This is a genomic window from Streptococcus suis (assembly GCA_002831545.1).
In the GTDB taxonomy this organism is placed as follows: domain Bacteria; phylum Bacillota; class Bacilli; order Lactobacillales; family Streptococcaceae; genus Streptococcus; species Streptococcus suis_P.
The window spans coordinates 1623415-1649669 of the sequence record CP025095.1 but is presented as its reverse complement, the minus strand read 5'-3'; the positions used below and the strand labels follow the sequence as shown (position 1 = coordinate 1649669).

The window sequence follows — 26255 nt, the reverse complement described above, 5'->3', positions numbered from 1 at the left end:
AAACAGTCTATCCCCAGACTGTTTCACTCCCACCCCCGCATAGCTCCAACAGTCAGAGTAGTGACTGTTGGAGGTTGGAGATAGAGCGAACAAGGTTCGTTACAAAAAGGTTCAGTGAACCTTTTGAGGTTGGAAATAGAGCGAACTTTGTTCGCAACAGTCGTAATGGTCAGATTTGGAGTGTAAAACACGAATTGCTGAGATTTGCTTCGCAAATACTATCTCCAACCTTTAACAGTCCACTGGACTGTTAAAGCCAATCAACCACTGCGTTAAGATATTGACACTAACGTTGAGAAGCGGTGCTGGGCTTGAGCTCAGCCTTTTTCGTTTTTTATTAGCTTATTCTTCATAAAAATCAACGCTATAATCAAGCAGTTTGTCCCCATCATAGCGGAAGCAAGCGGAAAAGAAGGGTTTGTTCTCTAATAGCCATGCTTGAAAATGGCGATCGCCTTCCCAAGTTGGTTTGGAGAGCACTTGGTCATAAGGAACCCATTCTAAATCGCCTTCGTTGCAATCAATCAAACTTCCTTCAAAACCAGTTATCTTAAAGACATAGGTGTACCAGTCTGTATTTGGAGTAAAGTCTGGGAAGGTTATCACTCCTTTTAGAGCATGCTTCGTTACAGTAAGCCCAGTTTCCTCAAAGACTTCTCGAATGGCACAAGCCTGTGGTGTTTCGCCAGATTCTAGTTTACCACCAACTCCAATCCATTTTCCTTGATGGACATCGTTTTCTTTCTTGTTTCGATGAAGGAGAAGAAATTCCTTACCATTATCAATGTAGCAAATCGTAGCGAGTTGGATGGTTTTTTTGGTCATAAAGGCTCCTTGTAGTTGATTTATCCTATTATACCACAAAGGTGGTAGTAGGGACACCTGCTTGGTGCTCTGGTAGGGGACAGTTTTGGGATTAGAATACTGAAAGCCCTTTTCTGAAAACAGTTTTTGAGGTATAATAAGAACATCAAACTATTTAGGATGCACTATGTCAAAACAAGAACAAATCGAACAAACAATTTATCAATTATTGGAATTATTGGGTGAGGACCCAAATCGTGAAGGTTTATTAGATACGCCTAAACGGGTCGCTAAGATGTATTTAGAAATGTTTAACGGCCTAGAAGAGGATCCCAAAGACCAATTTACAGCTGTCTTTTCAGAGGGACATGAAGAGGTTGTTTTGGTAAAGGATATTCCTTTTCATTCTATGTGTGAACACCATCTTGTCCCATTTTATGGTATTGCACATGTAGCCTATATTCCGAGTAAAGGGCGTGTGACAGGTCTTAGTAAATTGGCGCGTGCAGTAGAGGTGGCGAGCCGTCGTCCTCAATTGCAGGAGCGCTTAACTCATCAAGTGGCTCATGCACTTCAAGATGCCCTTGAACCAGAAGGCGTTTTTGTCATGGTCGAAGCAGAGCATATGTGCATGAGTATGCGTGGTATTCGCAAGCCAGGTAGTAAGACAGTGACCACAGTTGCCCTTGGCAAATACAAGGAAGATGCCATCTTGCGCCGTGAACTCTTGTCCATGATTCACAATAAATAGGAGGTTCTATGTCAATCGAACAGTTAGCGAATCAAGTAACCATTATGGGGATTCTCAATGTGACGCCAGACTCATTTTCAGATGGTGGTCACTATAATGAGGTGGAGTCTGCCTTGGTACAAGTAGAAAAGTTGTTGGCTGAGGGTGCTACCGTCATTGATGTTGGTGGGGAGTCCACTCGTCCAGGTGCAACATTTGTGTCTGAAGAAGAAGAGATTGCTCGTGTGGTTCCGATTATCCGCGCTATCAAAGAAAACTATGACTGTCTTGTCAGCGTCGATACCTATAAAACAGGAACTGCACGTGCAGCCTTGGAAGCAGGCGCAGATATTTTAAATGATGTCTGGGCTGGACTTTATGATGGAGATATGTTAGCCCTGGCTGCGGAGTACAAGGTACCAATTATTCTCATGCACAACCAGAAAGACGAAAGCTATGCGGATGTTGTTGGAGAAGTCAAAAACTTTCTAGCTGAGCGTGCTCAAGCAGCACTTGATGCTGGTGTTTCCGCAGACCAGATTTGGTTGGATCCAGGATTTGGCTTTTCAAAGAATGTCCAACATAACCTAGATCTCTTACAAGGTCTGGAACAGATTACTGCCCTTGGTTATCCTGTTCTATTTGGAATATCACGTAAGCGCGTGGTAGATTATCTGCTTGGGGGAAATAGTTTACCAACTGACCGCGATCAAGCAACGGCAGCCTTGTCTGCCTGGGCAGTCCAAAAAGGCTGCAAAATGGTCCGTGTTCACAATGTCGCTGCCAACCGTGACATCGTTAAAGTTTGGGACCAATTGACTTCTGGAGGTCAACATGGATAAGATTTCACTTAATAAATGCCGTTTCTACGGCTATCATGGAGCCTTTAAAGAAGAACAGGTTCTTGGTCAAATTTTCACAGTTGATTGTGATTTGTTTGTTGACCTGACAGCAGCTTCACAAACTGACAATTTAGAAGATACGGTTCATTACGGTATGGTCTTTGAAACCATTAAAGCAGTTGTGGAAGGCAAGCCCTACATCCTTATAGAAAAGGTAGCAGGTGTTATTTGTCAGGAGATTTTTGATCAATTTCCAAAGGTTGAAAAGATTCGCTTGGCCATTTACAAGGAGAATCCACCCATTGCTGGACACTATGATTCTGTCGGAATTGAATTGGAGCGTGAACGACCATGAAGCATCTAGCCTATCTCAGTATCGGAGGAAACATGGGTGATCGGCAAGCCTATTTACAGGCAGCTCTAGACAAATTAGCCAGTCATCCAGGTTGCCAGCTTGGCTTAGTTTCCAACATTTATGAAACACCAGCTTGGGGCAAGACAGATCAGGCTGATTTCCTCAATCTAGCCTGTCAAGTGTATACTGATTTGTCTGCTCAGGATTTTCTAAGCGTTTGCCAGAAGATCGAACAAGAGTTGGACCGAGTACGGATTGAAAAATGGGGTCAACGGACCATTGATTTGGATATTATTTTTTGGGATGAGCAAGTGATAGACGAAGAAAATCTCATCGTACCACATCCTTATGCACATGAGAGGGCATTTGTTCTTTTACCACTGGCTGATATTGCAGCAGATTATCGACATCCTGGTCTTGGACAAAGGGTAGAAGTGCTAGTAAGTAATTTAGGAGATACGTCAGACATTAAAAAAATCTCCCTTGACTAGGAAGGGAAAATAAGGAGAACTATGGAAATTTTAGCAATTTTAGGAGTTTTACTGGCCGTTGTGGCCATTATTTATTGGACTACAAAGAATCTACATGTCATTGTTGCAGCGCCATTGGCTAGTTTAATCATCATTCTGACCAATCAGATGAATGTTTTGGAAGTTATGTTGGGCAAAGAGCAGTCTTATATGGCGGGCTTAGCAGGTTTTTTGATTAATAATTTTGCCATCTTTATGTTGGGGTCTATCTTGGCACGTTATATGGAGGCAAGTGGAGCCACGCAGACGATTGCCAATAGCATTTTGAAAGTAATGGGAAAGGATAGTCCCTATAAGGGCTTGTTAGCCATCACTTTGATTGCTTCCATTCTGACCTATGGTGGTGTCAGTATTTTTGTAGTTATTTTTACCTTGCTTCCCCTGTCACGACCACTTTTCAAAGAATTGAATATTAACTGGGCCCTTTTTCCAATTCCTGTCTTTTTGGGAGCCGGTACTTATACGATGACAACTCTTCCTGGGGCACCTTCCATCCAGAATGTTATTCCGACAAAAGTTTTGGGAACTAGCTTGACCGCGGCCCCCATTATCAGTTTGGCAGCCAGCTTGACGCTATTAGTATTTGGCTTGCTCTACATGGCCTACTGCCTCAAGAAAAGTCTAGCAAATGGAGAGACGTATACAGAAGAAGAGGATGAAACTGCAGTAGTGGTAGCTGATAAGACACCAAATCTATTTTTATCAGTCTTGCCTCTATTCAGTCTTATTGGGACGATTTTCCTAATGAGTAAAACTCCGAATGTACTAGCAATCGGTTTGCTTGTTTCAATTCTCATTTCAGCCTTGATTTTTTATCCATATTTGCCAAATCAAAAAGATATTTTGAATGCCGCGACAACGGCATCCATAGTGCCTGCTTTTGCAACTTCTAGTACAGTAGCATTTGGGACGGTGTTAACCTTGTCAGCAGGTTTTGCAGTCATTCAAGAATGGATTCAACAAATACCAGGATCGCCGCTGATTAGTTTATCTGTTTCGACAGCATTGGTTAGTGGTATTATCGGTTCCTCTTCTGGTGCAGTAGGTATTGCTTCAAGTAATTTCCTTCCTGCCTATTTAGAAATGGGGATTAATCCAGAGTTGCTGCATCGTGTAGTAGTTGTTGCATCAGCTATCTTGACAGTTGTGCCTCAGTCTGGTGTGATGATTACCTTCCACAATCTATCGAAATTAAGTATGAAACGTGGACTCAAGTATTCGTTTATCCTAGTAACAGTTGGGCATTTGTTAGCATTACTTGTGATTTTACTGTTGGCACCTTTGCTATATTAGGATTGATTAACAAACAAATAAAGGCTCATTGTCAACTGTAGTGGGTAGACGAAAAGCTAACACCTAGAGAGGACGAAATTCGTTCTCTCATTTTTGATGTTCAAAGCAATATATATCTTGGTTTTAAAGTTCGTAAAGTTCCTGAAGCCGAACGCTTGCCTCTTGATGTCTTTGATGAGTTTATTGGTCGCTTCCAGCTTAGCGTTGGAATATGGAAGCTCCATGGTGTTCGTGATGTACGTTTTATACTTTAGAAACGTTTTAAAAACAGTTTTAAAGGTAGGATTGACAAGATCCAGATTGTCTTCTAGAAGCTCGAAGAAATATTTCGAGTTCATCTCTTGGAAATGGAAGAGAAGGATTTGATAGAGTTCGTAATAGAATTTCAGTTCCTCAGAGAAATTCAATGTCTTCTGGACAACCTCTCTCGGTGTTATTGTTTGCCCAAAAGTGCGAGAAAAGAAGCGATTCAGAGACAGTTTTCGACTATCTTTTTGGAGTAAATCAGTCCAGTGGAGTGATTTAGCCTGAGCCTAGAGATAGGAAAGCGAAGGGACTAGCCAATTTGTAGTAGGCGCTAAACATAGCATGGTCACGACCTTGACTGTTTCTCTAACCGACCTAGGATACTTGTAGAAATAGTTCTTGATGGTGCTTTGGCGGTTGTTGTCAAGAATGGTCACAATCGATCTCGTCTCAAAATCCTGAGCAATAAAGGCGAGCTTTCCCTTGTTCCGACTAAATTCATCCCAGCTTAAGACCATTGGTAATTTCATATAATCATGCTCAAATTGAAACTGAGCCGGTTTCCTCTGGATGACCGAAACGGAGATATATAGTCTCCTAGCGCTGGCTATATTGGTCATGTTTTCTGTATGGAGTTGTGTGACTTTCTCCCAAATAGGTTGGGAAATCAGACAGTTTTTCTCGACTAGAGCTGTCTCAGCTATGGTCACTTTTTGGCAAGATTTGCATTGAAACTGCCGTTTCTTAAGCAAGAGTAGGATCGGAAATCCCTAACGACTTTTGAAAGTCGTACTTGATGCATTTGCCTTGACAATGAGGACAACGAGGACTGTCGAAGTCTAGCTTTGCCCGGATTTCTAGATGGGTCTGATGTTTCAAAACGAAGAGAATTTTGATGTTTTTGTCTTTGATTCCAATTAGTTCTGTGGTATGATCTTCGCTTTTTTATTTCTAGGCTCAGGAATCCAGAGTCACTTCCCTGACTCTGGATTTATTCCATATGAGTCTTTCTAATGTGAGTGTGGTTGCTTTTCATTATAGGTTATATGGGACTTTTTGTATATATTCAAAAAGGCTCCATAATCTCTATGGTGGATTTACCCACTACAGAAATTATAGAGCCCAAATAAAAGCCCTGCCGAAGCAGGGCTTTTATGCACGAATAACAAGAAGTGGCTTAAGACCAAAACTTCTCTGCAATTTCTTGGCCTTGTTTAATCTTTGCCCACTGTTGCGGGATGGCCAATTCATTACCTGAATCACATGAAGCGAATCCACATTGATGTGACAAGTAGAGACGCTCTTTTGGAATAATCTTGCTTGCTTCCTCGAGTAATTTGTAAACACGTTCTTCATTATCCAAATCAGAAGTTTTACTTGAAAGTAGACCAAGAACGACTTCGACATTCTTATCACGCAAGCTTTCCAAAGCTTTTAAATCACCTGCACGTTCATCATCCCACTCAAGGAAGAATCGATCGTATTTTTGGTCACGCAGGAATTTTTCAGCAATAGCTTCGTAAGTTCCGCCAGCTGCAGAGCGGCTTTCATAGTTACCACGGCAGTTGTGCGTCCAGACGGTCAAGCCAATTTCATGTCCGTAATCAATAACAGCATTATTGATAGCAACAAACTCGTCAGCCAAAGCAGCCAATGCTTCAGAATCGTCTTGTGGCAAGAAAGGTACAGGGTTAGCAGGGTCGAATAATTCCCAAAGGCAGTCATCAAATTGAACGATTTGTCCACCAGCTTCCTTGTACTGGTCTAAAAATTCCTTATAGGCAGCGATGAGTCCGGCTTTTAATTCATCACGAGTCTTGTAGACCTGATTTGGTCCAACTTGACCATTGAAAATTGTCAATTCATTAAAGGCATGGGCTGGACCGAAAATAGTCTGTTTGGTTACAGTTTCTCCTGCTAATTCTTTCACTTGTTTAAAAATATCAATGAAATGGTGATTTTTTGCAGAAAGTGGAGCAGTAATACGCAATCCAATATCCTTACGTGTTTCAAAAATCTGTCCATCATGGTCTTTAAATGGATAACCATGCTCAGCAATGTAACGCTCGATACCATCGAAGCCCCAGAGAAAATCTAGGTGCCACATTGAACGACCAAATTCTCCATCTGTCACAATATCCAAACCGTTTTCTTTTTGTTCTGCAACAATTTTTTGGATGAGTAAAGCTTCAGTTTCTTTGTAACCATCGAAGTCATCATAGAATGGGTATTTGATGTCTTCACGAGCTTCGATTTGTCGTTTAAATTCTCCTAAGTTTGCTGGTCGAAGAAGTGAACCGACTAATTGGAATCTTGAAGTTGTCATATATGTATCTCTCTTTCTTTCGTTTTAGTGATGAACCTATTCTAACTCATAAGCTATCATTTGAAAAATAGTTATTTTCATGGCAAATCCATAGTTAAAAACTATAACTAGAAAAAATAGACGGAAATAACTTTCTATCATTTGTCAACTATGGTATAATCGAAAGTGCTGAAATCCGAACATTAGGAGACTTAGGAGAAAAATGAAAAAACAATCACCCTTTATAATTGCAGGAATCGTCATGCTAGGGGTCGTGATGCGTGCCCCCTTTACAGCTTTGCCTGCTATTTTGACAGATGTGGCAGCAGGACTGGGAGTAGAAGTGAGTTCATTAGGAATTTTAACCTCTATTCCGCTCATCATGTTTGCCCTCTGTTCATCCTTAGCACCGCGTCTTGCGGCTAAGTTTGGCATGGAAAAACTAATGGCCCTAGTCTTACTGGTTATGGTACTGGGTTCAGGAATGCGAGTTCTCAACTTACCAGCCCTTTACATTGGTACAATGCTTGTTGGTGCTACAATAGCGTTTATTAATGTTTTGCTACCAAGTTTGGTTGCGGCTAATTTTCCAAAGAAAATTGGTCTGTATACGACGATTTATATCACTCTCATGGGGGTGGCGGCAACAGTTGCATCCATGATTGCTGTTCCAATTGTATCCTCTAGTTCTTGGGAATTTTTTATTCTATTAATTACAGGATTGGTGTTTATGGCTTTCCTAATCTGGTTGCCTAATGTAAAAAATAACCATCGATTTGCAAGTGAGAATCAAGGAAACCAGAAATCATCTATCTGGAAAAATAAAGCAGCGATTGCCTTTTTGATATTTGGTGGACTACAATCAGTCCTCTACTATACAGAGATTACCTGGTTGCCAACTATTTCTCAATCAGTTGGCTTTAGTAAAGCAGAAGCAGGGCTAATGGCTGGCTTCTTCAATATGACAGCTATTCCCATGTCTATGATTATCCCTGCAGTTCTTGCTCGTCAGACAAAAGAAATGCGTCGAAATATCATGCTGGCTATTTCATCTGTTACCTTGCTTGGTTTGGTCATGATGGCATTGATTCCGACCAATCTCATTCTTTGGTCAGCGCTTCACATTATTTTAAGTTTTTCAAATGCAGCCCTCTTCCCTTATATGATGTTGAGCTTTACTTTGAAAACAAGCAACAGCCAGGCTACTGCCCAGTTATCAGGAATGGTGCAGACAGGTGGCTATCTCATTGCAGCATTTGGACCAGGCCTTCTCGGTTATAGCTATCCAATCTTCGGAAACTGGATGCCATTGATTCTTTCTCTGGCTATCGTCACACTTGCCATGATGTGGACTATTGTTCTCATTGAAAGAGAAGATATTATCTTATAAAGTATAATCCCTTAAGAAGGCTGGCATTTTTCTGTGAAAATGGCAGAGCTTCTAAGGGATTTTTTGTCAAACAAAAAAAGCTGGACATTTGCCCAATGTCATTAAGTTAACTAACCTATCACGTTTTGTGGTGGGTTAGTTTTTATGTTACACTAAAAATAAAAGGGGAAAAAGTCATGCTAGATCAGATTAAAGCTCATTTACTTGATAGTATTAACGACATCGTTTCTAGTGCCAATCAGTTTGTGCTTCATCCTGAAAAAGATTTTAGTCGGCAAAGTCAGCTAACGATGAAAACCATGATTCAAGCTATACTGACCATGGGGGGTAATACCTTAGCCAAAGAGCTACTTGATTTAGATTTGCCTGTCTCTCAATCTGCCTTTGTTCAACGCCGGTATCAGATTAAACACCAAGCTTTTAAAGCCCTGTTTACCAATATTACTTCTAAAATTCCAATCTCTGATAATCTCCCTATCCTGGCTGTTGATGGCAGTGATGTGATTCTACCAAGAAATCGTTTTGATAAAACGACCTCTTTTCAAACTGGACCACATAACACTCCTTACAATCTTATTCATATCAATGCTCTTTACAATCTTGAACAAGAGATGTATCATGATTTACGGATCCAAGATAATCGAGAGGTTGATGAACGTGCGGCTTTTATTGATATGATGAAGAACTCTTCTTTCAAACAAGCTCTGGTAATAATGGATAGGGGGTATGAATCCTACAATGTCATGGCTCACTGCCAAGAAAGAAATTGGTCCTATATTATTCGTATTCGTGACGGGAATCATTCTATGAAATCAGGATTTAACCTCCCTGACACCCCTTGTTTTGATGAAAAATTTGACCTAAACATCTGTCGGAAACAGACCAATGAGATGAAACAACAGTATCAAAATTTTCCTAATCACTATCGCTGTTTACCTAATCACACACCCTTTGACTTTCTACCAAGCTCTAGCCGAAAAAGTGATCCAGCCCAGTTTTACGAACTTCATTTTCGGATGGTGCGCCTCGAAATCAAGCCAGGTTTCTTTGAAACTTTGGTGACAAACACCGATTATTCTCCAGAAAAATTAAAAGATCTCTATGCCTACAGATGGGGCATAGAGACCAGTTTTCGTGACCTAAAATACAGTATCGGTCTGACTCATTTTCATGTAAAAAAGAAGGAAGGGATTCTCCAAGAAATCTACGCTCGTTTTATCAATTTTAATGTTTGTAAATGGCTAACCTCACACGTTGCTATTAAAACATCAAAGTTAAAACAGGCTTATAAAATTTGTTTTTCAGACGCTGTTTATGCCTGTCGAAAATTTCTTAGAGACAAACTCACTTCCTTCCAATTGGAAACCTACATTGCCAAACATTTATCCATCATCCGACCCAATCGAACGTTCCAAAGAAAGATAAAAAGCAAGGCACCTGTAAGCTTCACTTATAGAGTAACATAATAGTTGAAAAATAGGGTTAAAAAACATCCTTTTTGTGCGCCCTAAATACAAAAACTATTCCCGTTTGGTCATGAACTGCTCAGACGAGAATAGTTCCTTTAATTGTTTAAATGCTTAACTTAATGACATTGGGACATTTGCCAGCTTTTTAATGTGCCACACGTTTACGAGCAGCTTTTTTACGATTTTCCTCAATGAAGGCTTCTTTCTTTTCTTCTGGTTCAATGATTGTTTTGTGAACAGTGAAGACTGCACCTGCTGCAAGAGCAACTGTAGAAAGAACACCTGTCAAGAAACCTTTACCAAAACCTTTAGCCATAGTTATTTCTCCTTTACTTGTGTTATAATAGATTTTAGCGAAAAAACAAAATATTTTCAAGGAAAAAGATGAAAACTAAAGTTATTGTGGTCATTGGACCGACAGCGGTAGGAAAAACTGCCCTTGGCATAGACTTGGCCCAGCGCTACAATGGAGAGATTATCAGCGGTGATAGCCAGCAAGTCTATCGCAAACTAGATATTGGTACAGCAAAAGCTAGTCCTGAAGAGCAGGCTGCTGCGGTTCATCACTTGATTGATGTCCGAGATGTGACCGAGGGCTATTCGGCTTATGAATTTGTAGCAGAAGCCAAGGCCCTGATTGCTGACATTAAAAGTCGTGGCAAGTTGCCTATTATCGTGGGTGGGACAGGGCTTTACATTCAGAGCTTGCTTGAAGGCTACCACCTGGGCGGTCAAGTTGACCAGGAGCAAGTTCTTGCTTATCGGGCGGAACTCGACTGCTTGTCTGACGAGGATTTGGAAACAATGGCAGAGCAGGCAGGTTTGACGGTCGAGGGAAACAGCCGACGGAGAATCATTCGTGGGTTGGAGTTGAAAAAATTTGGCAAAAACTTAGAAAATACAGAGTCAGAATATGTGCCTCTTTACATCTGCCTGACGGATGACAGACAGGTCCTCTACGACCGCATCAATCAGCGAGTGGATAAGATGATGGCGGCGGGTTTACTAGATGAAGTTAGCTGGCTCTACCAAGAACACCCTCAAGCCCAAGCCGCTATGGGGATTGGCTACAAGGAATTTTTCCCTTATTTTGCAGGTGAGCTTTCGCTAGAAGAAGCGGTTGATAAGGTCAAGCAAAATAGCCGCCGCTTTGCCAAACGCCAATTAACCTGGTTCAGAAATCGCATGCAGGTTCCCTTTTATTCAGTAGGCGAGCCAGATTACAAGTCGCAGATTTTCAACGCCGTGGAGGAATTTTTAGATGATTGAAACCCAGAAAGAACAAGAACGCACCCTCCTGGTTGGAGTGGAATTACAGCAGACGGACAACTTTGACATGTCCATGGAGGAGTTGGCAAGCTTGACTAAAACAGCAGGAGCCCTCGTCAAAGGAGTGTATACCCAGAAACGAGAAAAATACGACAGCAAGACCTTTGTCGGCTCAGGGAAACTAGAAGAAATTGCCCAGATGGTTGAAGCTGAAGAGATTGATACTGTCATTGTCAATAACCGACTGACACCCCGTCAGAATGTCAATTTGGAGGAGATTCTGGGGGTTAAGGTCATCGATCGCATGCAGTTGATTTTGGATATTTTTGCCATGCGGGCACGGAGCCACGAAGGGAAATTGCAGGTCCACTTGGCCCAGCTCAAGTACATGTTGCCACGCTTGATTGGACAAGGTATCATGCTTAGCCGTCAGGCAGGTGGTATCGGCTCTCGTGGACCAGGTGAAAGCCAGTTGGAGCTCAACCGTCGAAGTATTCGCAACCAGATTCACGACATTGAACGCCAACTCAAAACGGTGGAGAAAAACCGAGCGACTGTCCGTGAACGCCGCCTGCAATCAGGTGTCTTCAAGATTGGCTTGATTGGCTATACTAACGCTGGTAAGTCCACTATCATGAATGCCATGACGGACAAGCGACAGTACGAGGCGGACGAACTCTTTGCCACACTGGATGCCACGACCAAGCAGATTAACTTGGCGGACAAGTTCAACGTGACCTTGACCGACACGGTTGGTTTCATTCAGGACCTGCCGACTGAGTTGATTTCGGCCTTCAAGTCCACCTTGGAGGAGTCCATGAACGTTGACCTCTTGCTCCATGTTATCGATGCTTCTGATTCCAATCACAGTGAGCAGGAGCAGGTGGTCTTGGACATTCTCAAGGACTTGGATATGCTGGACATTCCCCGTCTGGCTCTCTACAACAAGCTGGACAAGACTGATGACAGCTTTACCCCCAGTCAGTTCCCTCATGTCATGTTGTCAGCTAAGGATGACAATGCCAAAGGCCATATTCAGATGATGGTCTTGGCCAAGATAAAGACCATGTTTGAACGATTTGAGGTCAGGGTTCCACTTGCTGAATCTTATAAATTGCATGATTTGGCAACTCTGGCTTTGATAGAAAATCGGACCTACGAAGAGGATGTGGAAGTGGTATCAGGCTATATCGCCTCCAGCAATAAATGGAAGTTGGAAGAATTTTATGACGGATTATCTTGATTTGGCAATCAAATACGGTGGCTTTACCAGTCTGGACAAGGTCTATCTGGCGAATAAATTAGCCGATTTGACTGACCAACAGAAGTTGGATTACATCACGCCACCGCCTTCAGTTATCAATGCCTATTTTGCGGAAATCTACCAGAAACAAGGGGCAGAAGAGGCGACTGACTACTATCTCACTTTATCTCAGCAGCTGAGCCTTTTTCCAAAAGAGCCCAGCTTTGCTGAAGACAAGCCCTTTGTCCGCCTGAATTTATCTGGTAAGTCTTTCGGCTTTGCCTATGTGTCGGCTGACGGTCTGGCTCAGGTTTTTTCGGAAGGTGTAGAGGAAGTGACGGATAGCTTGCTCTTTGAAATCGCCCAAGTCTTTCCCCACTATGTCGTCTTTGTGGAGGAGGGCAAGATTTTCATGAAAGCCAATCCCTTTGAGGAAGCCGAGTTAGAGGAAGTTGAAACAGACTACCTCCTGACTCAAGTGGCAACCGGAGAAGGCTTGGTCAAGATTTCAGGCTTTAATCAGGAAGAAGTGCTGGAAGTGGCGGAAGCCTATCCTGGTCAGCCTTACTACGTCTGGTCGGGTCGCTCTGCAATTTTATATATAAAACATTAGAAAGTAAACAATGCAAATTCAATTTTTAGGTACGGGGGCTGGTCAGCCCTCCAAAGCTCGAAATGTATCCAGTTTGGCCTTGAAACTCTTGGACGAAATCAATCAGGTTTGGCTATTTGACTGTGGCGAAGGAACTCAAAATCAAATTTTGGAAACGACTATCCGCCCACGTAAGGTCGCAAAAATCTTTATTACTCACCTACATGGAGACCATATTTTTGGACTGCCAGGTTTTTTGTCTAGCCGTTCTTTCCAGTCTAGCGAGGAGCAGACAGATATTGATATTTACGGTCCTGTTGGCATTCGTTCCTTTGTCTTGGCAAGTCTTAAAGTATCAGGGACACGCTTGCCTTATCGCATTCATTTTCATGAGTTTGATGTTGATACGGTCGGTCAGGTCCTAGAAACGGACAAATTCACGGTATTCGCTGAAAAGTTGGACCATACCATTCCTTGTGTCGGCTATCGTGTCATCCAAAAAGATTTGGAAGGAACACTGGATGCAGAGGCTCTGCGCGCGGCAGGTGTACCATTTGGTCCCCTCTTTGGAAAAATCAAAAATGGTCAAAACGTGACGCTAGAAGATGGGACTGAAATTATCGCGAGTGACTATATTTCTCCTCCTCGGCCTGGTAAAGTAGTGACCATTCTAGGCGATACACGCAAGTGTCATGCCAGTGTCCGTCTGGCTGTCAATGCCGATGTCTTGGTTCATGAGGCGACCTACGGAAAAGGCGATGAGAAGATTGCTCGCAAGCACGGGCATTCGACCAATATGGAAGCCGCTCAGGTTGCCAAGGATGCTGGTGTCAAGCAACTCTTACTCAATCATATCAGTCCACGATTTTTATCCAAGGATATTAGTCAACTACGGAAAGATGCAAGTACTATTTTCGAGCAGGTTCATATTGTCAAGGATTTAGAGGAAATCGAAGTATGAGAACCATTCTAATCACAGGTGCTTCTGGTGGCTTGGTACAGGAAATGGTGCCCTTGCTGAAAGATGATTTTTTGATTTTACTAGGTCGTGATGTGGCAAAAATTGAGCAGCTCTATGCTTACCATGAAAAAAAGGCTGTCTTTGATGTAGACATCCGAGATGAAATAGCTCTGACGGCATTTTTCGATGAACTGGATAGTCAGTTTGGTCAGATTGATATTTTAGTCAATAATGCTGGCTATGCCATTTATGATGATTTTGAGAATTTTTCCAGCCAGCAGGTGCAGGCTATGTTTGACATCAATACTTTTGCACTGATGACCATATGCCGTTTAGTAGGTAAACGGATGAAGGCCAGACGGAGCGGGCAGATTATCAATATTATTTCCATGTCAGGCTTGATTGCTTCAAGCAAGTCATCGGTTTATTCGGTGACCAAGTTTGCGGCTATGGGTTTTTCCAATACCATTCGCTTGGAATTAGCTCAGTATGGTGTGACAGTTACAACTGTTAACCCAGGTCCAATCGCAACCAGCTTTTTCGACCAAGCAGATCCAGACGGAAGCTATCAAGAGAGCGTCAAGGCTTTCTTGCTGCAACCAGACTATGTTGCCAAGAAGATTGTGGCGGCTATGGGGACGAAGAAACGAGACATCAATCTGCCTTGGTCTCTAGCAGCTGCTCATAAACTCTATACACTCTTTCCAAGAATAGCAGACTACTTGGCTAGTACAGTTTTCAACTATAAGTAAGGAATCTGGCCAGTACGGTCTTTAATTTGAAATAAAGAAAAGTGAACACATAATATGACCTAGATGGATTAATGCCATTCTAGGTTTTTTTGATCTAATCGGTTGACATTTTTTGACTACAAGTGTAAACTATAATTGTAAATCGATTACAAATGTAGACAGAAATAGGAGTTATCTTATGAACCATTCAAAAGAAAATAAGCAGGAACACCAACATATGATGCATTCTGAGGAAGTTGGTCAGACCAGCCATCATTCTCATCAGCAGGAGCATCCTCATGAAGAGGGGGTTCACGCCAATCATCATTCTGACCATCACGTCCATCACGACCATCATCATGTAGGGGGCTCTGACGTCAGTCATCATTCTCATCATTCTCATCATACTCATGATGCTCATCAGCATCACCAAGGGCATGACCATGACATGATGGAGCATGGTGGGCACATGATGCACATGGGGGATATGAATACAAAACTCAAAGTCGCAGTGGCAGTCATGATTCCCCTACTTGCCATTTCTCCAATTGCAGGTTTCACTCTTTTACGTTTTCCGGGTGTTGAACTTGTCCAGCTGATATTAGGTTCTATTATCTTCTTCTACTCAGGAACACCTTTCTTTAACGGAGCTAGAGGGGAGTTGCAAGCTAAAAAACCTGCAATGATGACCCTGATTTCCATGGGGATTATTGTTTCCTATCTTTACTCCGTTTATGCAACAATTTTAGCGCTATTGGGACAAGAAAGCATGAACTTTTGGTTTGAGTTGTCTACGCTGATTGTCATTATGCTGATTGGGCATATCATTGAGATGAAGGCGGTTATGGGAGCAGGCGATGCCCTGAAAGACTTGGCCTCTCTCATTCCGAAAAAAGCCCATCTCAAGGATGGGACAGATGTTGCGGTAGAGGACTTGCAGATTGGGGATTTCCTCTTAGTCAAGGAAAATGAAAAAATTCCGGCTGACGGTAAGATTTTGAGTGTTGCTCATATTGATGAATCCATGATTACTGGGGAATCTCGAGCTGTCAAAAAAGAGGCAGGAGATAGGGTATTCGGTGGTTCGCTCAATCAAAACACGCCCTTTGAAATGGAAGTGACCAGTCTTGGTGAGGATAGCTTTTTGGCGCAGGTGACCGAAATGGTCCGTCAAGCGCAAAACCAGAAATCCAAGCTTGAAAATATGGCTGACCGCGTAGCCTCTTGGCTCTTCTATGCAGCTTTAATTGTGGGGATTTTGGCCTTTATTTATTGGACCATGACGGCTAATCTTGCCTTTGCCTTGATGATGGCAGTTTCTGTTTTTGTCATTGCCTGTCCGCATGCCCTTGGTCTAGCCATTCCCCTTGTTGTGGCGCGATTGACCACGATTTCTTCAAAAAATGGTCTTTTGGTTCAGAACCGAACAGCTCTTGAACAGGTTAACCAGATTCGGTTTGCCTTGATGGATAAGACCGGAACCTTGACCGACGGAAAATTTCAAGTTCGCCACAGTCAAGATTTGGTTCAGGGAGCAGATACGCTGGCCAAAATGGCAGCGTTAGAAGTTCTTTCAACCCACCCAATTGCCCTTTCGATTGTGGAGGCGGCAGGTCCACTTTTCTATCAAGCAGAACGGGTTGAGAATATCCCTGGTAGTGGGATTCGAGGCGTCTTGGATGGAAGGATTTATGAAATTATGTCCTACAAAGGTGTGCAGGAAATAGGTTTGTCAGTGGAGCAGGACGTGATTGCACCTTATCTTGATTTGGGACTTACTTTGAGTTTTTTGGTGGCTGATCGTGTAGTCTTGGGATTTGTAGCCTTGGGCGACCAGATAAAAGAAGATGCTAAAGATTTTGTAGCAGGCTTGAAAGCGCAGGGTATTAGTCCTGTGATGTTAACGGGTGACAATCCAGCTACCGCACAAAAAGTAGCCATTCAGTTGGGCATAGAGGATTATCGAGCTGAACTTAAACCAGAGGATAAGGCAAAACTGGTCAAGGACTATCAGGCGCGTGGGGCAGTTCTTTTCATCGGCGATGGGGTCAATGATTCGCCTGCTCTAGCGACGGCAGATTTAGGCTTTGCCATTGGCGCAGGAACTTCTGTTGCCATCCACTCTGCAGACGTGGTCTTGGTTCAATCCAATCCATCAGCAGTCTTGGATATGTTGAGCATTGCCAAGACAACCATCCGCAAAATGAGGCAAAATCTCTGGTTTGGGGCAGGATACAACATCATTGCCATTCCTTTAGCTGCTGGAATCCTTTATCCAAGCATGGGCATTATGGTGGATCCTTTATTGGCGGCCGTGCTCATGAGTCTATCGACGGTTATTGTCGCTATCAATGCTATGGGTTTACGTTACGGTAAACCGTAGAAATTTTGACAGATAATATATATAAGTAAAACACCGGTCTATGTCGGTGTTTTATGATGTAGGAGATAGGGGTGCTGTTTTCAAGTAAGAACTGCGAGAAATCTACTGCGATAATTAGTAGGATATTTGACTATAATCTGGTATAATGGGAAAAAACATCGTGAGAGTGTAGTATGAAAAAATTGTGGAAAATTATTTATAGTCGGGTTTTTATAGTTCTTGCCCTTTTATTATTGACAGTCTTTGCGATATTTTGGGTGGTTGGCTCACTTGCAGTCTATGTCCCAGCTATCTTGACGGCATTACAAGTTTTTTCTATTATCGTAGCCATTTCCATCATTAACCGGCCCATGAACGCAAGTTTTAAGTTAACTTGGATTATCTTTGTCATTGGTGTTCCGATTTTTGGTGCCCTCTTTTACTTTATCCTCCAGTCCAACATCGAAACCCGTCGTTATCGGAAAAATTTCAAGCGGCAGTCGGCGATTTTACGGCAGTTTAGCCATACTTCAGAAAAGGTTATGAAGGGGCTGGCACGGGAGGACAAGGAGCAACTCAAGCTGGCCCACTACATGAGTGAGTATGTCGGCTATCCCCTGCACACCAACACAGACGCGGTTTATTTTCCGTCGGGGGAGGCCAAGTTTGAGGCACTCTTGGAGGAGTTGAAAAAGGCAGAGCAGTACATCTTTATGGAGTATTTCATTGTCGATTTTGGCTATATGTGGGAGTCTATCCTGACCATTCTCAAGGAAAAAGCAGAGCAGGGAGTGGAAGTGCGGTTTATGTACGACGGCATGAATTCACTCAGTTTGCTCCCCTATAATTACTATAAGACCCTACGTTCTTACGGCATCAAGGCCAAGGTCTTTTCGCAAATTATCCCAGCCCTGTCAACCGTTCAGAATAACCGTGACCACCGTAAAATTACTGTTATTGACGGCAAGGTTGCCTTCACAGGTGGGGTCAACATCGCAGACGAGTATATCAACCAAAAAGAACGATTTGGTTACTGGAAGGATGCAGCCATTATGGTCAAAGGCGAGGCTGTTGCCAACTTTACCAATATGTTCCTACAAATGTGGAATTTCGATGAGCGAAAGGAAAATGACGACCTCGCCTATCTCCGAGCTCATAAGGAATCCGAATCAGATACGGTTGCAGGAGAGGGGTATTTCCTAGCTTATGGTGAAAGTCCCTTTGACAATGATGAAGTAGCCAAACGAGTTTATCTGGATATGATTCAGTCTGCAACCGACTACATTTATATTATGACTCCCTATCTAGTCTTAGACGATGAGATGATTGACAATCTGACCTACGCAGCCAAGCGCGGTGTACGAGTCAAGGTACTATTACCTCATATCTACGATAAGCAGTCGGCCTACTTGGTCGCTCGGACGGATTTCAGAACTTATCTGGAAGCAGGCATTGAAATTTACGAGTTCACACCAGGATTTGTGCATTCTAAGGTAGTCTTAGTCGATGACAAAAAGGCAACCGTTGGTACTGTCAATATGGACTTCCGCTCTTTTTATCTTAATTTTGAGTGTGGTCTCTATATTTACAATCACTCGACAGTTTTGGCAGCTATTAAGGATGACTTTACTCAGTCCTTCAAAAAATCACAGCAAATTAACCTTCTAACCTTCCATAAAACGTACTCTTGGTATAAGCGTTTGGGAGGAGCCCTACTGCGAATTATTTCGCCGTTATTATAAATTGCAATATTCGTTCTTCATGGAGCAAGGGATCGACATTCTGTTTCGGTCTTACCTTGCTCCATTTTTCTTGGAAAATGATATAATAGAAAGATAGTTTATACTCGGAAAAGTTACAGGTTACTTGTGATTTTGAGTATTAAGGAGTGAAAAAACGTGATAAAACCTAATTATGACTGGCAATTATTAACCGGTTTTTCTGATGAACAATTTATCAAAATTGCTAAAAAAGAAGGAGTAGACCCGGTAGCGGCTAAGTTGCTGTATGAACGTGGCATCCATTCGGCGGAAGAATTGCATACTTTCTTACAACCAAGCTTAGAAGACCTTCACGATCCCTATTTACTACATGATATGGACAAGGCGGTAGAGCGGATTCGCCGAGCAATCGAAGATTACGAACAAATTTTGATTTATGGAGATTATGACGCAGACGGCATGACCTCGGCATCTATTCTGAAAGAAACTTTGGAGGAAATGGGGGCAGAAGTCCAAGTTTATCTTCCCAATCGTTTCACAGATGGTTATGGTCCCAATCAGTCGGTTTATAAGTATTTTATCGAGCAACAGGGGATTTCTCTTATTGTGACGGTGGACAATGGCGTAGCGGGTCATGAAGCGATTGCCTATGCCCAGGAAATGGGTGTCGATGTTGTCGTGACAGACCACCATTCCATGCAGGAAACCCTTCCCAATGCCTATGCGATTGTACATCCAGAGCATCCCGATGGAAATTATCCCTTCAAACATTTGGCGGGCTGCGGCGTGGCTTTTAAATTGGCCTGTGCTCTTCTTGAAACGGTTCATGCAGACTTGCTGGATTTGGTCGCAATTGGCACCATCGCTGATATGGTTAGCTTGACCGATGAGAATCGTGTCATGGTCAAATATGGTCTCTCGCTTCTCAAACAGACTGAGCGAGCAGGTTTGCAAGAGTTGATAAAGATAGCTGGTATTGACATAGACAGTATTGATGAAGAAACAGTTGGTTTCCAACTTGCTCCGAGGTTGAATGCCCTTGGTCGACTCGACGATCCTAATCCAGCCATCGAATTACTGACTGGTTTTGATGACGAAGAGGCCCATCAAATTGCCCTCATGATTGACAGTAAAAATATAGAACGCAAAGACGTCGTCCAAGCAATTTACGATGAAGCAAAAACCATGCTCCGTCGGGATAGACCTGTTCAAGTTCTGGCTAAAGAAGGTTGGAACCCAGGTGTTTTAGGGATTGTAGCAGGACGCCTACTAGAAGAATTGCAGCAACCTGTTATCGTCTTGTCTATTGAAGATGGTAAGGCAAAGGGGTCGGCTCGTTCTGTTGAAGCAGTTGACATTTTCAAGGCCCTTAAAGATCATCAGGACCTATTTATCGCCTTTGGTGGTCATGCTGGTGCAGCAGGTATGACCTTGGAAGTTGACAAACTTGAAGAGCTTGCTCTAACCTTGACAGACTACATTATCGAAAATAAATTGGATTTATCCAGCAAGTCTTCGCTGGTCTTAGATGAAGAATTGGACTTGGAAGAATTAACTCTTGATACGCTAAAGTCCTTTGAAAAATTAGCACCCTACGGCATGGATAATAAAAAGCCTGTATTCTACATCAGAGACTTTCAGGTGGAATCAGCAAGAACCATGGGGCAGAATAATGCCCATTTGAAACTACGCATTACGAAAGGTGCTGCAGGATTTGATGTCGTTGCTTTTGGTAAGGGCAATCTAGCCTTGGAATTTTCACAGGCCAAGGGCTTAGAACTAGCTGTCACCTTGTCTGTCAATCAATGGAATGGCAATACCAGTCTTCAGCTCATGCTGGTTGATGCCCGTGTAGAAGGTGTCCAGCTTTACAATATCCGTGGCAAACAGCACAATCTGCCAGAAGGAGTGCCCGTTTTGGATATGACTGACTTGTCCAATCTAGCAGGTGCGGATTCGCTTGTCTTAGCCAATTTACCCGAAAATCTATCGGACCTCAAACCCGTTTTCCAAAAACATGATTTTCAGGCTATTTACTTTAAGAATGACATCAAGATACCTTATTATCTAGACGGTTATGGTAGTCGGGAGCAATTTGCCAAGCTCTATAAGACCATTTATCAGTTTAAGGAATTTGATGTTCGCTATAAACTGAAAGATTTGGCTGTTTACTTAAAAATTAAGGACAGTCTATTGGTTAAAATGATCCAGATTTTCCAAGAATTAGAATTTGTCACGATTACGGATGGGGTCATGCGGGTCAACAAAGAGGCACAGAAGCGAGAGATTTCAGAAAGTCAAATATATCAAGAATTGAAAGAAACAGTTATCCAACAAGAGTTGATGGCGCTCGGCACCGTTCAGGAAATTTATGAATGGCTATGTGGTCGCGTTTGATGACAGTAGAAGCTCTGGTTGTTGTTGGAGTAATTGGAACGCTTCTCTACGCTCATTGGTTTATCAGGCAGAAAAGCCTGTTGAAAAATCTTGAACAGATAACCGAAATAAAGCACGCACTGATTGAATTACGGCGAGTAGGATGGTCAGAAAGAGCTATCAAAAAGGTTTTCCTGAAACAACTGTTGCCTCTAAAACAAGAAGACATCCCAGCATTTGTTCAAAATTTCATAAAAGAAGCTACTATTTTTGCCTCAACTAGCTTTTATCAGTTGATAAGAGTTGACAGTCGCTCTTTAAGCCAAGAGAAAGCGACGACTTTATTGGAGCAAAGTATGAATATGTTAGATTTTCCTGAGGAATTAAGTCATGGGATATTACCTGAACTTTTGCAGAAGATGGATGTGAATTGTCCTCCACACCATCCGTTTTGGGGGTACTTTGCTAAGCTAGTTGATAAGGCTTTTCCAGTTCGGGAATTAGAAGTTAAACGGCCGTTAAACAGACAGGTCCATCAACTGCGTTACCTTATTTCCTATCAGCAGGCTTTTTGGGTGCGTCAGTAGTGTGGAAAAGGAAAAACAGATTGGCAGGCTCTGATAGCCTATTTACGTAGCCTACCTCGGTGGTCTTACCGCTTACGAGAATCTGCCCGCCTACACAATAAACAACTGTTCGGCAAGAAAAATCAGAAGATTTTGCCAGTCAATATGAAGATTTTGATTCATTTTCACAGCGAATTTATCCTAAATCAAGATGGACAATTTGCCTTGATTTTAGAAGAACGACCACATGTCAATGGCGTGGTAAACAGGGCTTCCTTTAATTATGCCAGAGCTAATAATAAGCGCCATAGACAACTTGATATGGCTCCAGTTGGCAGACTGGATCCCGTTTTTCGGAAAGAATTGCTACGCTCAAAGATGGGAGTCTATTTATCGCCTACTCGCTTTCGTCGCTACCAAAAAGGAAGAAATGAGGTTGGCTGGGAGCAGTCTTACTTTAATCAGCAAGGAAGCTTTTCCTATGGTGGACATAGTAGGGCAGCTTGTGTGGCGAATTTGAGGAGACGATTTGCTAAAGATATAGGTCTGAAATGTACCAAAAAACAATTTCATGGTATAATGAAGAGTAAAAATTATTTTTAAAAAGAGAGAGACAAATGAACTTAAAAGATTACATCGCAACAATTCCTAACTATCCAAAAGAAGGTATCGAATTCCGTGACATTAGCCCTTTGATGGCAGATGGAAATGCTTATAGCTATGCAGTACGTGAAATCGTTCAGTATGCGACAGATAAGCAAATCGATATGATTGTTGGGCCAGAGGCGCGTGGTTTCATCGTTGGATGTCCAGTTGCCTTTGAATTGGGAATCGGTTTTGCACCAGTTCGTAAGCCAGGTAAGTTACCACGTGAGGTTATCTCAGCTGATTATGAAAAAGAATATGGTGTCGATACATTGACGATGCATGCAGACGCAATCAAACCAGGACAACGTGTCTTGATTGTCGATGACTTGTTGGCGACTGGTGGTACTGTAAAAGCAACGATCGAAATGATTGAAAAGCTTGGCGGTATCGTTGCTGGCTGTGCCTTCTTGATTGAGCTAGATGATTTGAAAGGTCGTGAAGCAATCGGTGATTACGACTACAAGGTTTTGATGCACTATTAATCTAAGGTTATAGCCAAAACTTATAACTGGTCCTATTTTTATTCTAATTGAATTGCATAGCAACCTGTCTTATAATAAATATAAGAAAATTGGGAGGTTGCTTATGCCAATTAAAATTGAAAAATCATTACCAGCAGTTGAAATTTTGAGAAAAGAGAATATTTTTGTGATGGATAGTGACCGAGCCAGTCATCAGGACATTCGTCCTATCAAAATCCTTATTCTCAATCTCATGCCACAGAAGATAGTGACGGAGACTCAGTTGCTCCGTCTTTTGGCTAACACTCCTTTACAGCTAGAGGTTGAATTTCTCTACATGGCTAGTCACGAGTCCAAAAATACACACTCGGACCATTTGAAGCAGTTTTATAAGACTTTTGAGCAGGTCAGGGATAGCTATTTTGATGGGCTCATCGTGACAGGAGCACCAGTTGAAAACTTACCTTTTGAGGAAGTTGATTACTGGCAAGAACTTACTCAAGTTTTTGATTGGTCAAAAACACATGTTTATTCAACATTGCACATTTGTTGGGGTGCACAGGCAGGTTTGTATGCACGCTATGGTGTACCCAAACACAGTATGTCTCGAAAACTATCAGGCGTATATTGTCAAGAAGTGACTAATCCAACTAGCCCTCTTATGCGTGGATTTGACGATGAATTTCGTTCACCACACTCCCGTTATACGGAAGTAAGGGAGGCAGATATTGCCCATCTGAGTGAGTTGACGATTTTATCACAAGGTCCAGAAGTTGGCCTATCCATTTTAGCCAGCAAGGATTTAAGGGAAATTTATAGTTTTGGACATTTAGAGTATGATAGGGATACACTAGCTAAGGAATACCAACGTGATTGTATAGCTGGAAAAAATCCCCATTTACCGGAAAATTATTTCAAAGAAGATGACCCTACAAGCAAACCATCTCTCTCTTGGAATTTACCAGCAGCACAATTCTTTACCAACTGGGTGAATTATGCTGTCTATCAAGAAACTCCATACGACTGGCATATCTTTGAACAATCAGCCCAGTCAGCTAGTCTTTAAAGAGGAAGTATGAACTATTCACAGCAATTTCGTCAGGGACATTTGGTCCTGCCAGCAGCAATATTATTCCACTATCAAGAGCTTTTTCCGTCGGCAGATGATTTTTTGATTTGGCAGTTTTTCTTATATCAAAATTCTTCAGCTATCGAATCATTAGCGCCTAGTGAGATTGCTCAAGCTACTGGTAAAACAGTTGCTCAGGTCAATCAAGCTATTGAAAATCTCCAAGATGCTGGACTCTTAGAATTTAAGACAATCAGTATTGCTGGTGAAATTGAAATGATATTCGATGCGCTTCCTGCTTTTGAAAAATTGGATGCTCTGTTAACTCCAAAACAGGCAGTTGAGATTGTGCAGCCAGAGAATGATTTGAAGACCTTGGTGGGTGATTTTGAGCGTGAATTGGGCCGCTTTTTATCGCCGTTTGAAATCGAAGATTTGCAGAAGACTATTGAGGATGATAAAACTTCGATTGATTTGGTTCGTGCAGCCTTGAAAGAAGCTGTTTTTAACAACAAAACAAATTGGAAATACATCCAAGCTATTCTACGAAACTGGCGCCGTGAGGGAATTACTACAGTTGCGCAAGTAGAAGCGAAAAATGCAGAAAGAGAAATTCAGACTCCTAAGAATGTGACTGTTTCAAGTGACTTTCTTGATGCAATGGATCTCTGGAAAGATTGATATGGAAACAAAATTATCTAAAAGGCTGGAAACAGTCGCAAGTTTTGTCCCACAAGGGGCACGTCTAGTTGATGTAGGGAGTGACCATGCTTATCTCCCTCTTTTTTTGGTAGAGCAGGGGCGTATTGATTTTGCCATTGCGGGGGAAGTCGTTCAAGGTCCCTATCAGTCAGCGCTCCAGAATGTAGAGCAGGCGGGACAAACAGAAAAAATTCTAGTCCGTTTAGCAAATGGCTTAGGTGCGTTTGAGATGTCTGACCAGATGACTGCCGTGACCATAGCAGGTATGGGAGGACGCTTGATTGCGGAAATCTTAGAAGCAGGAAAAGAAAAGCTTGCGACCATTGAACGGTTGATACTCCAGCCAAATAATCGTGAAGATGATGTGCGTCGATGGTTGGAAAAAAATGGTTTTAGATTGGTTGCTGAAAAGATTCTGGAAGAAAATGGCAAGTTGTATGAAGTCCTCGTTGCAGAATCAGGACAGATGAGATTGTCAGAAGTTGAACATCGTTTTGGTCCCTATCTACTAGAGGAGGCTTCTCCAGTTTTCGTCAAAAAGTGGAGAAGAGAACTTGAAAAATTAAGTTTTGCTTTGGAACAAGTTCCATCTGAACGCCAAGGTGACCGCTTTGCCATTTCCCAAAAGATCCAACAAATTCAGGAGGTAGTCCATGTTAGCTAGTCAGGTTATTGATCGCTATCAAGCCTTTTGTCCCCCTTCTTTGGCTATGGAAGGCGATGTCAAAGGGCTGCAAATCGGTACCCTTAATAAAGAGCTTCAACGTGTCATGGTGGCTCTGGATATTCGTGAGACAACAGTGGCAGAGGCGATTGATAAAAAGGTGGATTTGATTATCGTCAAGCACGCTCCGATTTTTCGTCCAATAAAGGATTTGGTGGCTGACAATCCGCAAACTAAAATGTATCTTGATTTGATTAAGCATGATATTGCAGTCTATGTTAGTCATACAGATATTGATGTGGTTGAGGGGGGGCTCAACGACTGGTTCTGTGAACTATTAGAAATTCAAGATACTACCTACTTGATTGAAACTGCCGAGGGGCAGGGGCTTGGCCGTGTGGGGACAATAGCAGAGCAGACTTTGGAAGAATTGGCTTTGAAAGTCAAGTCTGTCTTTGGTCTAGATGCTGTCCGTCTAGTGACCTATGGGCACCAAGCTCAGCAGTATGTCAGCCGTGTAGCCATCTGTGGAGGCAGTGGTGGGTCTTACTACCATGAGGCTCTGGCCAAGGGAGCAGATGTTTACATCACGGGCGATATTTACTACCATACTGGGCAGGACATGCTGACTCAGGGCTTACTGGCTATTGATCCAGGCCATCATATCGAAGCCTTATTTATCAAGAAAATTGCAGTTTTACTGGAAACATGGAAAGCAGAAGAGGGCTGGGATGTGGACATTATGCCTTCAACCGTTTCAACCAATCCATTTAGGCATTTGTGATAAATTAATCAGCACTTGATTGTGGAAAGACCAAGACGACATTTAATGTAGTTTTAGGTCTTTTATTTTTTAGATATTTTCTTATTTATTTAAGTGAAAAAGCTTGAATTTTATAATAAATTAGGGTATCTTAATTCATAGG

At 42.3% G+C, this 26255-nt stretch carries 24 protein-coding genes and 2 pseudogenes; 21 read left to right on the top strand and 5 right to left on the bottom strand.

From position 1 onward, the window contains the following. Positions 1 to 23: 23 nt before the first annotated feature. Together CWM22_08035 and CWM22_08030 are read right to left on the bottom strand one after the other, a co-directional pair. On the bottom strand, positions 24 to 215 hold the full coding sequence (locus tag CWM22_08035) for a hypothetical protein (GenBank protein ID AUC91844.1): 192 nt from the start codon (positions 213 to 215) through the stop codon (positions 24 to 26). Between the two features lie 127 nt (positions 216 to 342). Then, positions 343 to 825 carry a DNA mismatch repair protein MutT gene (locus tag CWM22_08030; protein AUC91843.1) on the bottom strand — a complete coding sequence of 161 codons (483 nt, stop codon included), beginning with the start codon at positions 823 to 825 and terminating at the stop codon, positions 343 to 345. Positions 826 to 991: 166 nt separating this feature from the next. Here CWM22_08030 and folE point away from each other — a divergent pair, with 166 nt between their 5' ends. The 5 genes from folE to CWM22_08005 are packed head-to-tail and all read left to right on the top strand — an operon-like array spanning position 992 to position 4554. Further along, positions 992 to 1555, top strand: coding sequence for a GTP cyclohydrolase I FolE (gene folE / locus CWM22_08025; GenBank protein ID AUC91842.1), 564 nt, complete (start codon positions 992 to 994; stop codon positions 1553 to 1555). An 8-nt stretch (positions 1556 to 1563) separates the two neighbouring features. Then, positions 1564 to 2376, top strand: coding sequence for a dihydropteroate synthase (gene folP, locus CWM22_08020; protein AUC91841.1), 813 nt, complete (start codon positions 1564 to 1566; stop codon positions 2374 to 2376). Then, positions 2369 to 2731 (top strand): dihydroneopterin aldolase, encoded by a 363-nt coding sequence (gene folB, locus CWM22_08015; protein ID AUC91840.1) that lies wholly within the window; start codon positions 2369 to 2371, stop codon positions 2729 to 2731. Before folP ends, folB begins: the two co-directional genes overlap by 8 nt. Next, the gene (gene folK, locus CWM22_08010; GenBank protein ID AUC91839.1) at positions 2728 to 3222 is read left to right on the top strand and encodes a 2-amino-4-hydroxy-6-hydroxymethyldihydropteridine diphosphokinase; all 495 of its coding nucleotides are present in this window, start codon (positions 2728 to 2730) and stop codon (positions 3220 to 3222) included. The genes folB and folK overlap by 4 nt, the downstream gene beginning before the upstream one ends. 21 nt (positions 3223 to 3243) lie before the next feature. Continuing rightward, on the top strand, positions 3244 to 4554 hold the full coding sequence (locus CWM22_08005) for a GntP family permease (protein ID AUC91838.1): 1311 nt from the start codon (positions 3244 to 3246) through the stop codon (positions 4552 to 4554). Between the two features lie 56 nt (positions 4555 to 4610). Here CWM22_08005 and CWM22_08000 read toward each other — a convergent pair. Together CWM22_08000 and CWM22_07995 are read right to left on the bottom strand one after the other, a co-directional pair. After that, positions 4611 to 5718 (bottom strand): annotated as a pseudogene (locus CWM22_08000) (ISL3 family transposase). Positions 5719 to 5977: 259 nt separating this feature from the next. Continuing rightward, a complete protein-coding gene (locus tag CWM22_07995) occupies positions 5978 to 7126 on the bottom strand; it encodes a 5-methyltetrahydropteroyltriglutamate--homocysteine methyltransferase (GenBank protein ID AUC91837.1) in 1149 nt (382 codons plus the stop codon). 202 nt (positions 7127 to 7328) lie between these two features. Between CWM22_07995 and CWM22_07990 the strand changes: the two genes are divergently transcribed. Both CWM22_07990 and CWM22_07985 read left to right on the top strand, forming a co-directional pair. Further along, positions 7329 to 8495 carry an MFS transporter gene (locus tag CWM22_07990; protein ID AUC91836.1) on the top strand — a complete coding sequence of 389 codons (1167 nt, stop codon included), beginning with the start codon at positions 7329 to 7331 and terminating at the stop codon, positions 8493 to 8495. Positions 8496 to 8671: 176 nt separating this feature from the next. Next, positions 8672 to 9961 carry an IS4 family transposase gene (locus tag CWM22_07985; GenBank protein AUC91835.1) on the top strand — a complete coding sequence of 430 codons (1290 nt, stop codon included), beginning with the start codon at positions 8672 to 8674 and terminating at the stop codon, positions 9959 to 9961. 148 nt (positions 9962 to 10109) lie between these two features. Here the strand turns inward: CWM22_07985 and CWM22_07980 are convergent, their stop codons facing one another. Then, the gene (locus CWM22_07980; GenBank protein ID AUC91834.1) at positions 10110 to 10280 is read right to left on the bottom strand and encodes a DUF3042 domain-containing protein; all 171 of its coding nucleotides are present in this window, start codon (positions 10278 to 10280) and stop codon (positions 10110 to 10112) included. Between the two features lie 68 nt (positions 10281 to 10348). Here CWM22_07980 and CWM22_07975 point away from each other — a divergent pair, with 68 nt between their 5' ends. The 14 genes and pseudogenes from CWM22_07975 (at position 10349) to CWM22_07910 (ending at position 26113) form a co-directional block, all read left to right on the top strand. Beyond that, entirely contained in the window at positions 10349 to 11233 is an 885-nt protein-coding gene (locus CWM22_07975) for a tRNA (adenosine(37)-N6)-dimethylallyltransferase MiaA (protein ID AUC91833.1), read from the top strand. Then, positions 11226 to 12476 (top strand): GTPase HflX, encoded by a 1251-nt coding sequence (gene hflX / locus CWM22_07970; GenBank protein ID AUC91832.1) that lies wholly within the window; start codon positions 11226 to 11228, stop codon positions 12474 to 12476. The genes CWM22_07975 and hflX overlap by 8 nt, the downstream gene beginning before the upstream one ends. After that, positions 12460 to 13089 carry a cystathionine beta-lyase gene (locus tag CWM22_07965; GenBank protein ID AUC91831.1) on the top strand — a complete coding sequence of 210 codons (630 nt, stop codon included), beginning with the start codon at positions 12460 to 12462 and terminating at the stop codon, positions 13087 to 13089. The genes hflX and CWM22_07965 overlap by 17 nt, the downstream gene beginning before the upstream one ends. 10 nt (positions 13090 to 13099) lie before the next feature. After that, positions 13100 to 14029 carry a ribonuclease Z gene (locus CWM22_07960; protein AUC91830.1) on the top strand — a complete coding sequence of 310 codons (930 nt, stop codon included), beginning with the start codon at positions 13100 to 13102 and terminating at the stop codon, positions 14027 to 14029. Continuing rightward, positions 14026 to 14781 carry a short-chain dehydrogenase gene (locus CWM22_07955; protein ID AUC91829.1) on the top strand — a complete coding sequence of 252 codons (756 nt, stop codon included), beginning with the start codon at positions 14026 to 14028 and terminating at the stop codon, positions 14779 to 14781. Before CWM22_07960 ends, CWM22_07955 begins: the two co-directional genes overlap by 4 nt. 178 nt (positions 14782 to 14959) lie before the next feature. After that, complete coding sequence (locus tag CWM22_07950) at positions 14960 to 17143, top strand: copper-translocating P-type ATPase (protein ID AUC91828.1); 2184 nt, start codon at positions 14960 to 14962, stop codon at positions 17141 to 17143. Positions 17144 to 17316: 173 nt separating this feature from the next. Next, entirely contained in the window at positions 17317 to 18864 is a 1548-nt protein-coding gene (cls, locus tag CWM22_07945) for a cardiolipin synthase (protein AUC91827.1), read from the top strand. A gap of 156 nt (positions 18865 to 19020) precedes the next feature. Then, positions 19021 to 21240 (top strand): single-stranded-DNA-specific exonuclease RecJ, encoded by a 2220-nt coding sequence (gene recJ / locus CWM22_07940; protein AUC91826.1) that lies wholly within the window; start codon positions 19021 to 19023, stop codon positions 21238 to 21240. Next, a pseudogene (locus CWM22_07935) lies at positions 21219 to 22388 on the top strand (hypothetical protein). Before recJ ends, CWM22_07935 begins: the two are co-directional and overlap by 22 nt. A 14-nt stretch (positions 22389 to 22402) precedes the next feature. Next, positions 22403 to 22915: an adenine phosphoribosyltransferase gene (locus CWM22_07930; protein ID AUC91825.1), complete on the top strand. Its 513-nt coding sequence runs from the start codon at positions 22403 to 22405 to the stop codon at positions 22913 to 22915. Positions 22916 to 23018: 103 nt separating this feature from the next. After that, entirely contained in the window at positions 23019 to 23960 is a 942-nt protein-coding gene (locus CWM22_07925) for a homoserine O-succinyltransferase (protein AUC91824.1), read from the top strand. A 9-nt stretch (positions 23961 to 23969) separates the two neighbouring features. After that, entirely contained in the window at positions 23970 to 24644 is a 675-nt protein-coding gene (locus CWM22_07920; GenBank protein ID AUC91823.1) for a DnaD domain protein, read from the top strand. 1 nt (position 24645) lies between these two features. Then, on the top strand, positions 24646 to 25329 hold the full coding sequence (locus CWM22_07915; protein ID AUC91822.1) for a tRNA (adenine-N(1))-methyltransferase: 684 nt from the start codon (positions 24646 to 24648) through the stop codon (positions 25327 to 25329). Beyond that, entirely contained in the window at positions 25319 to 26113 is a 795-nt protein-coding gene (locus CWM22_07910; protein ID AUC91821.1) for a Nif3-like dinuclear metal center hexameric protein, read from the top strand. The genes CWM22_07915 and CWM22_07910 overlap by 11 nt, the downstream gene beginning before the upstream one ends. Positions 26114 to 26255 lie beyond the last annotated feature (142 nt).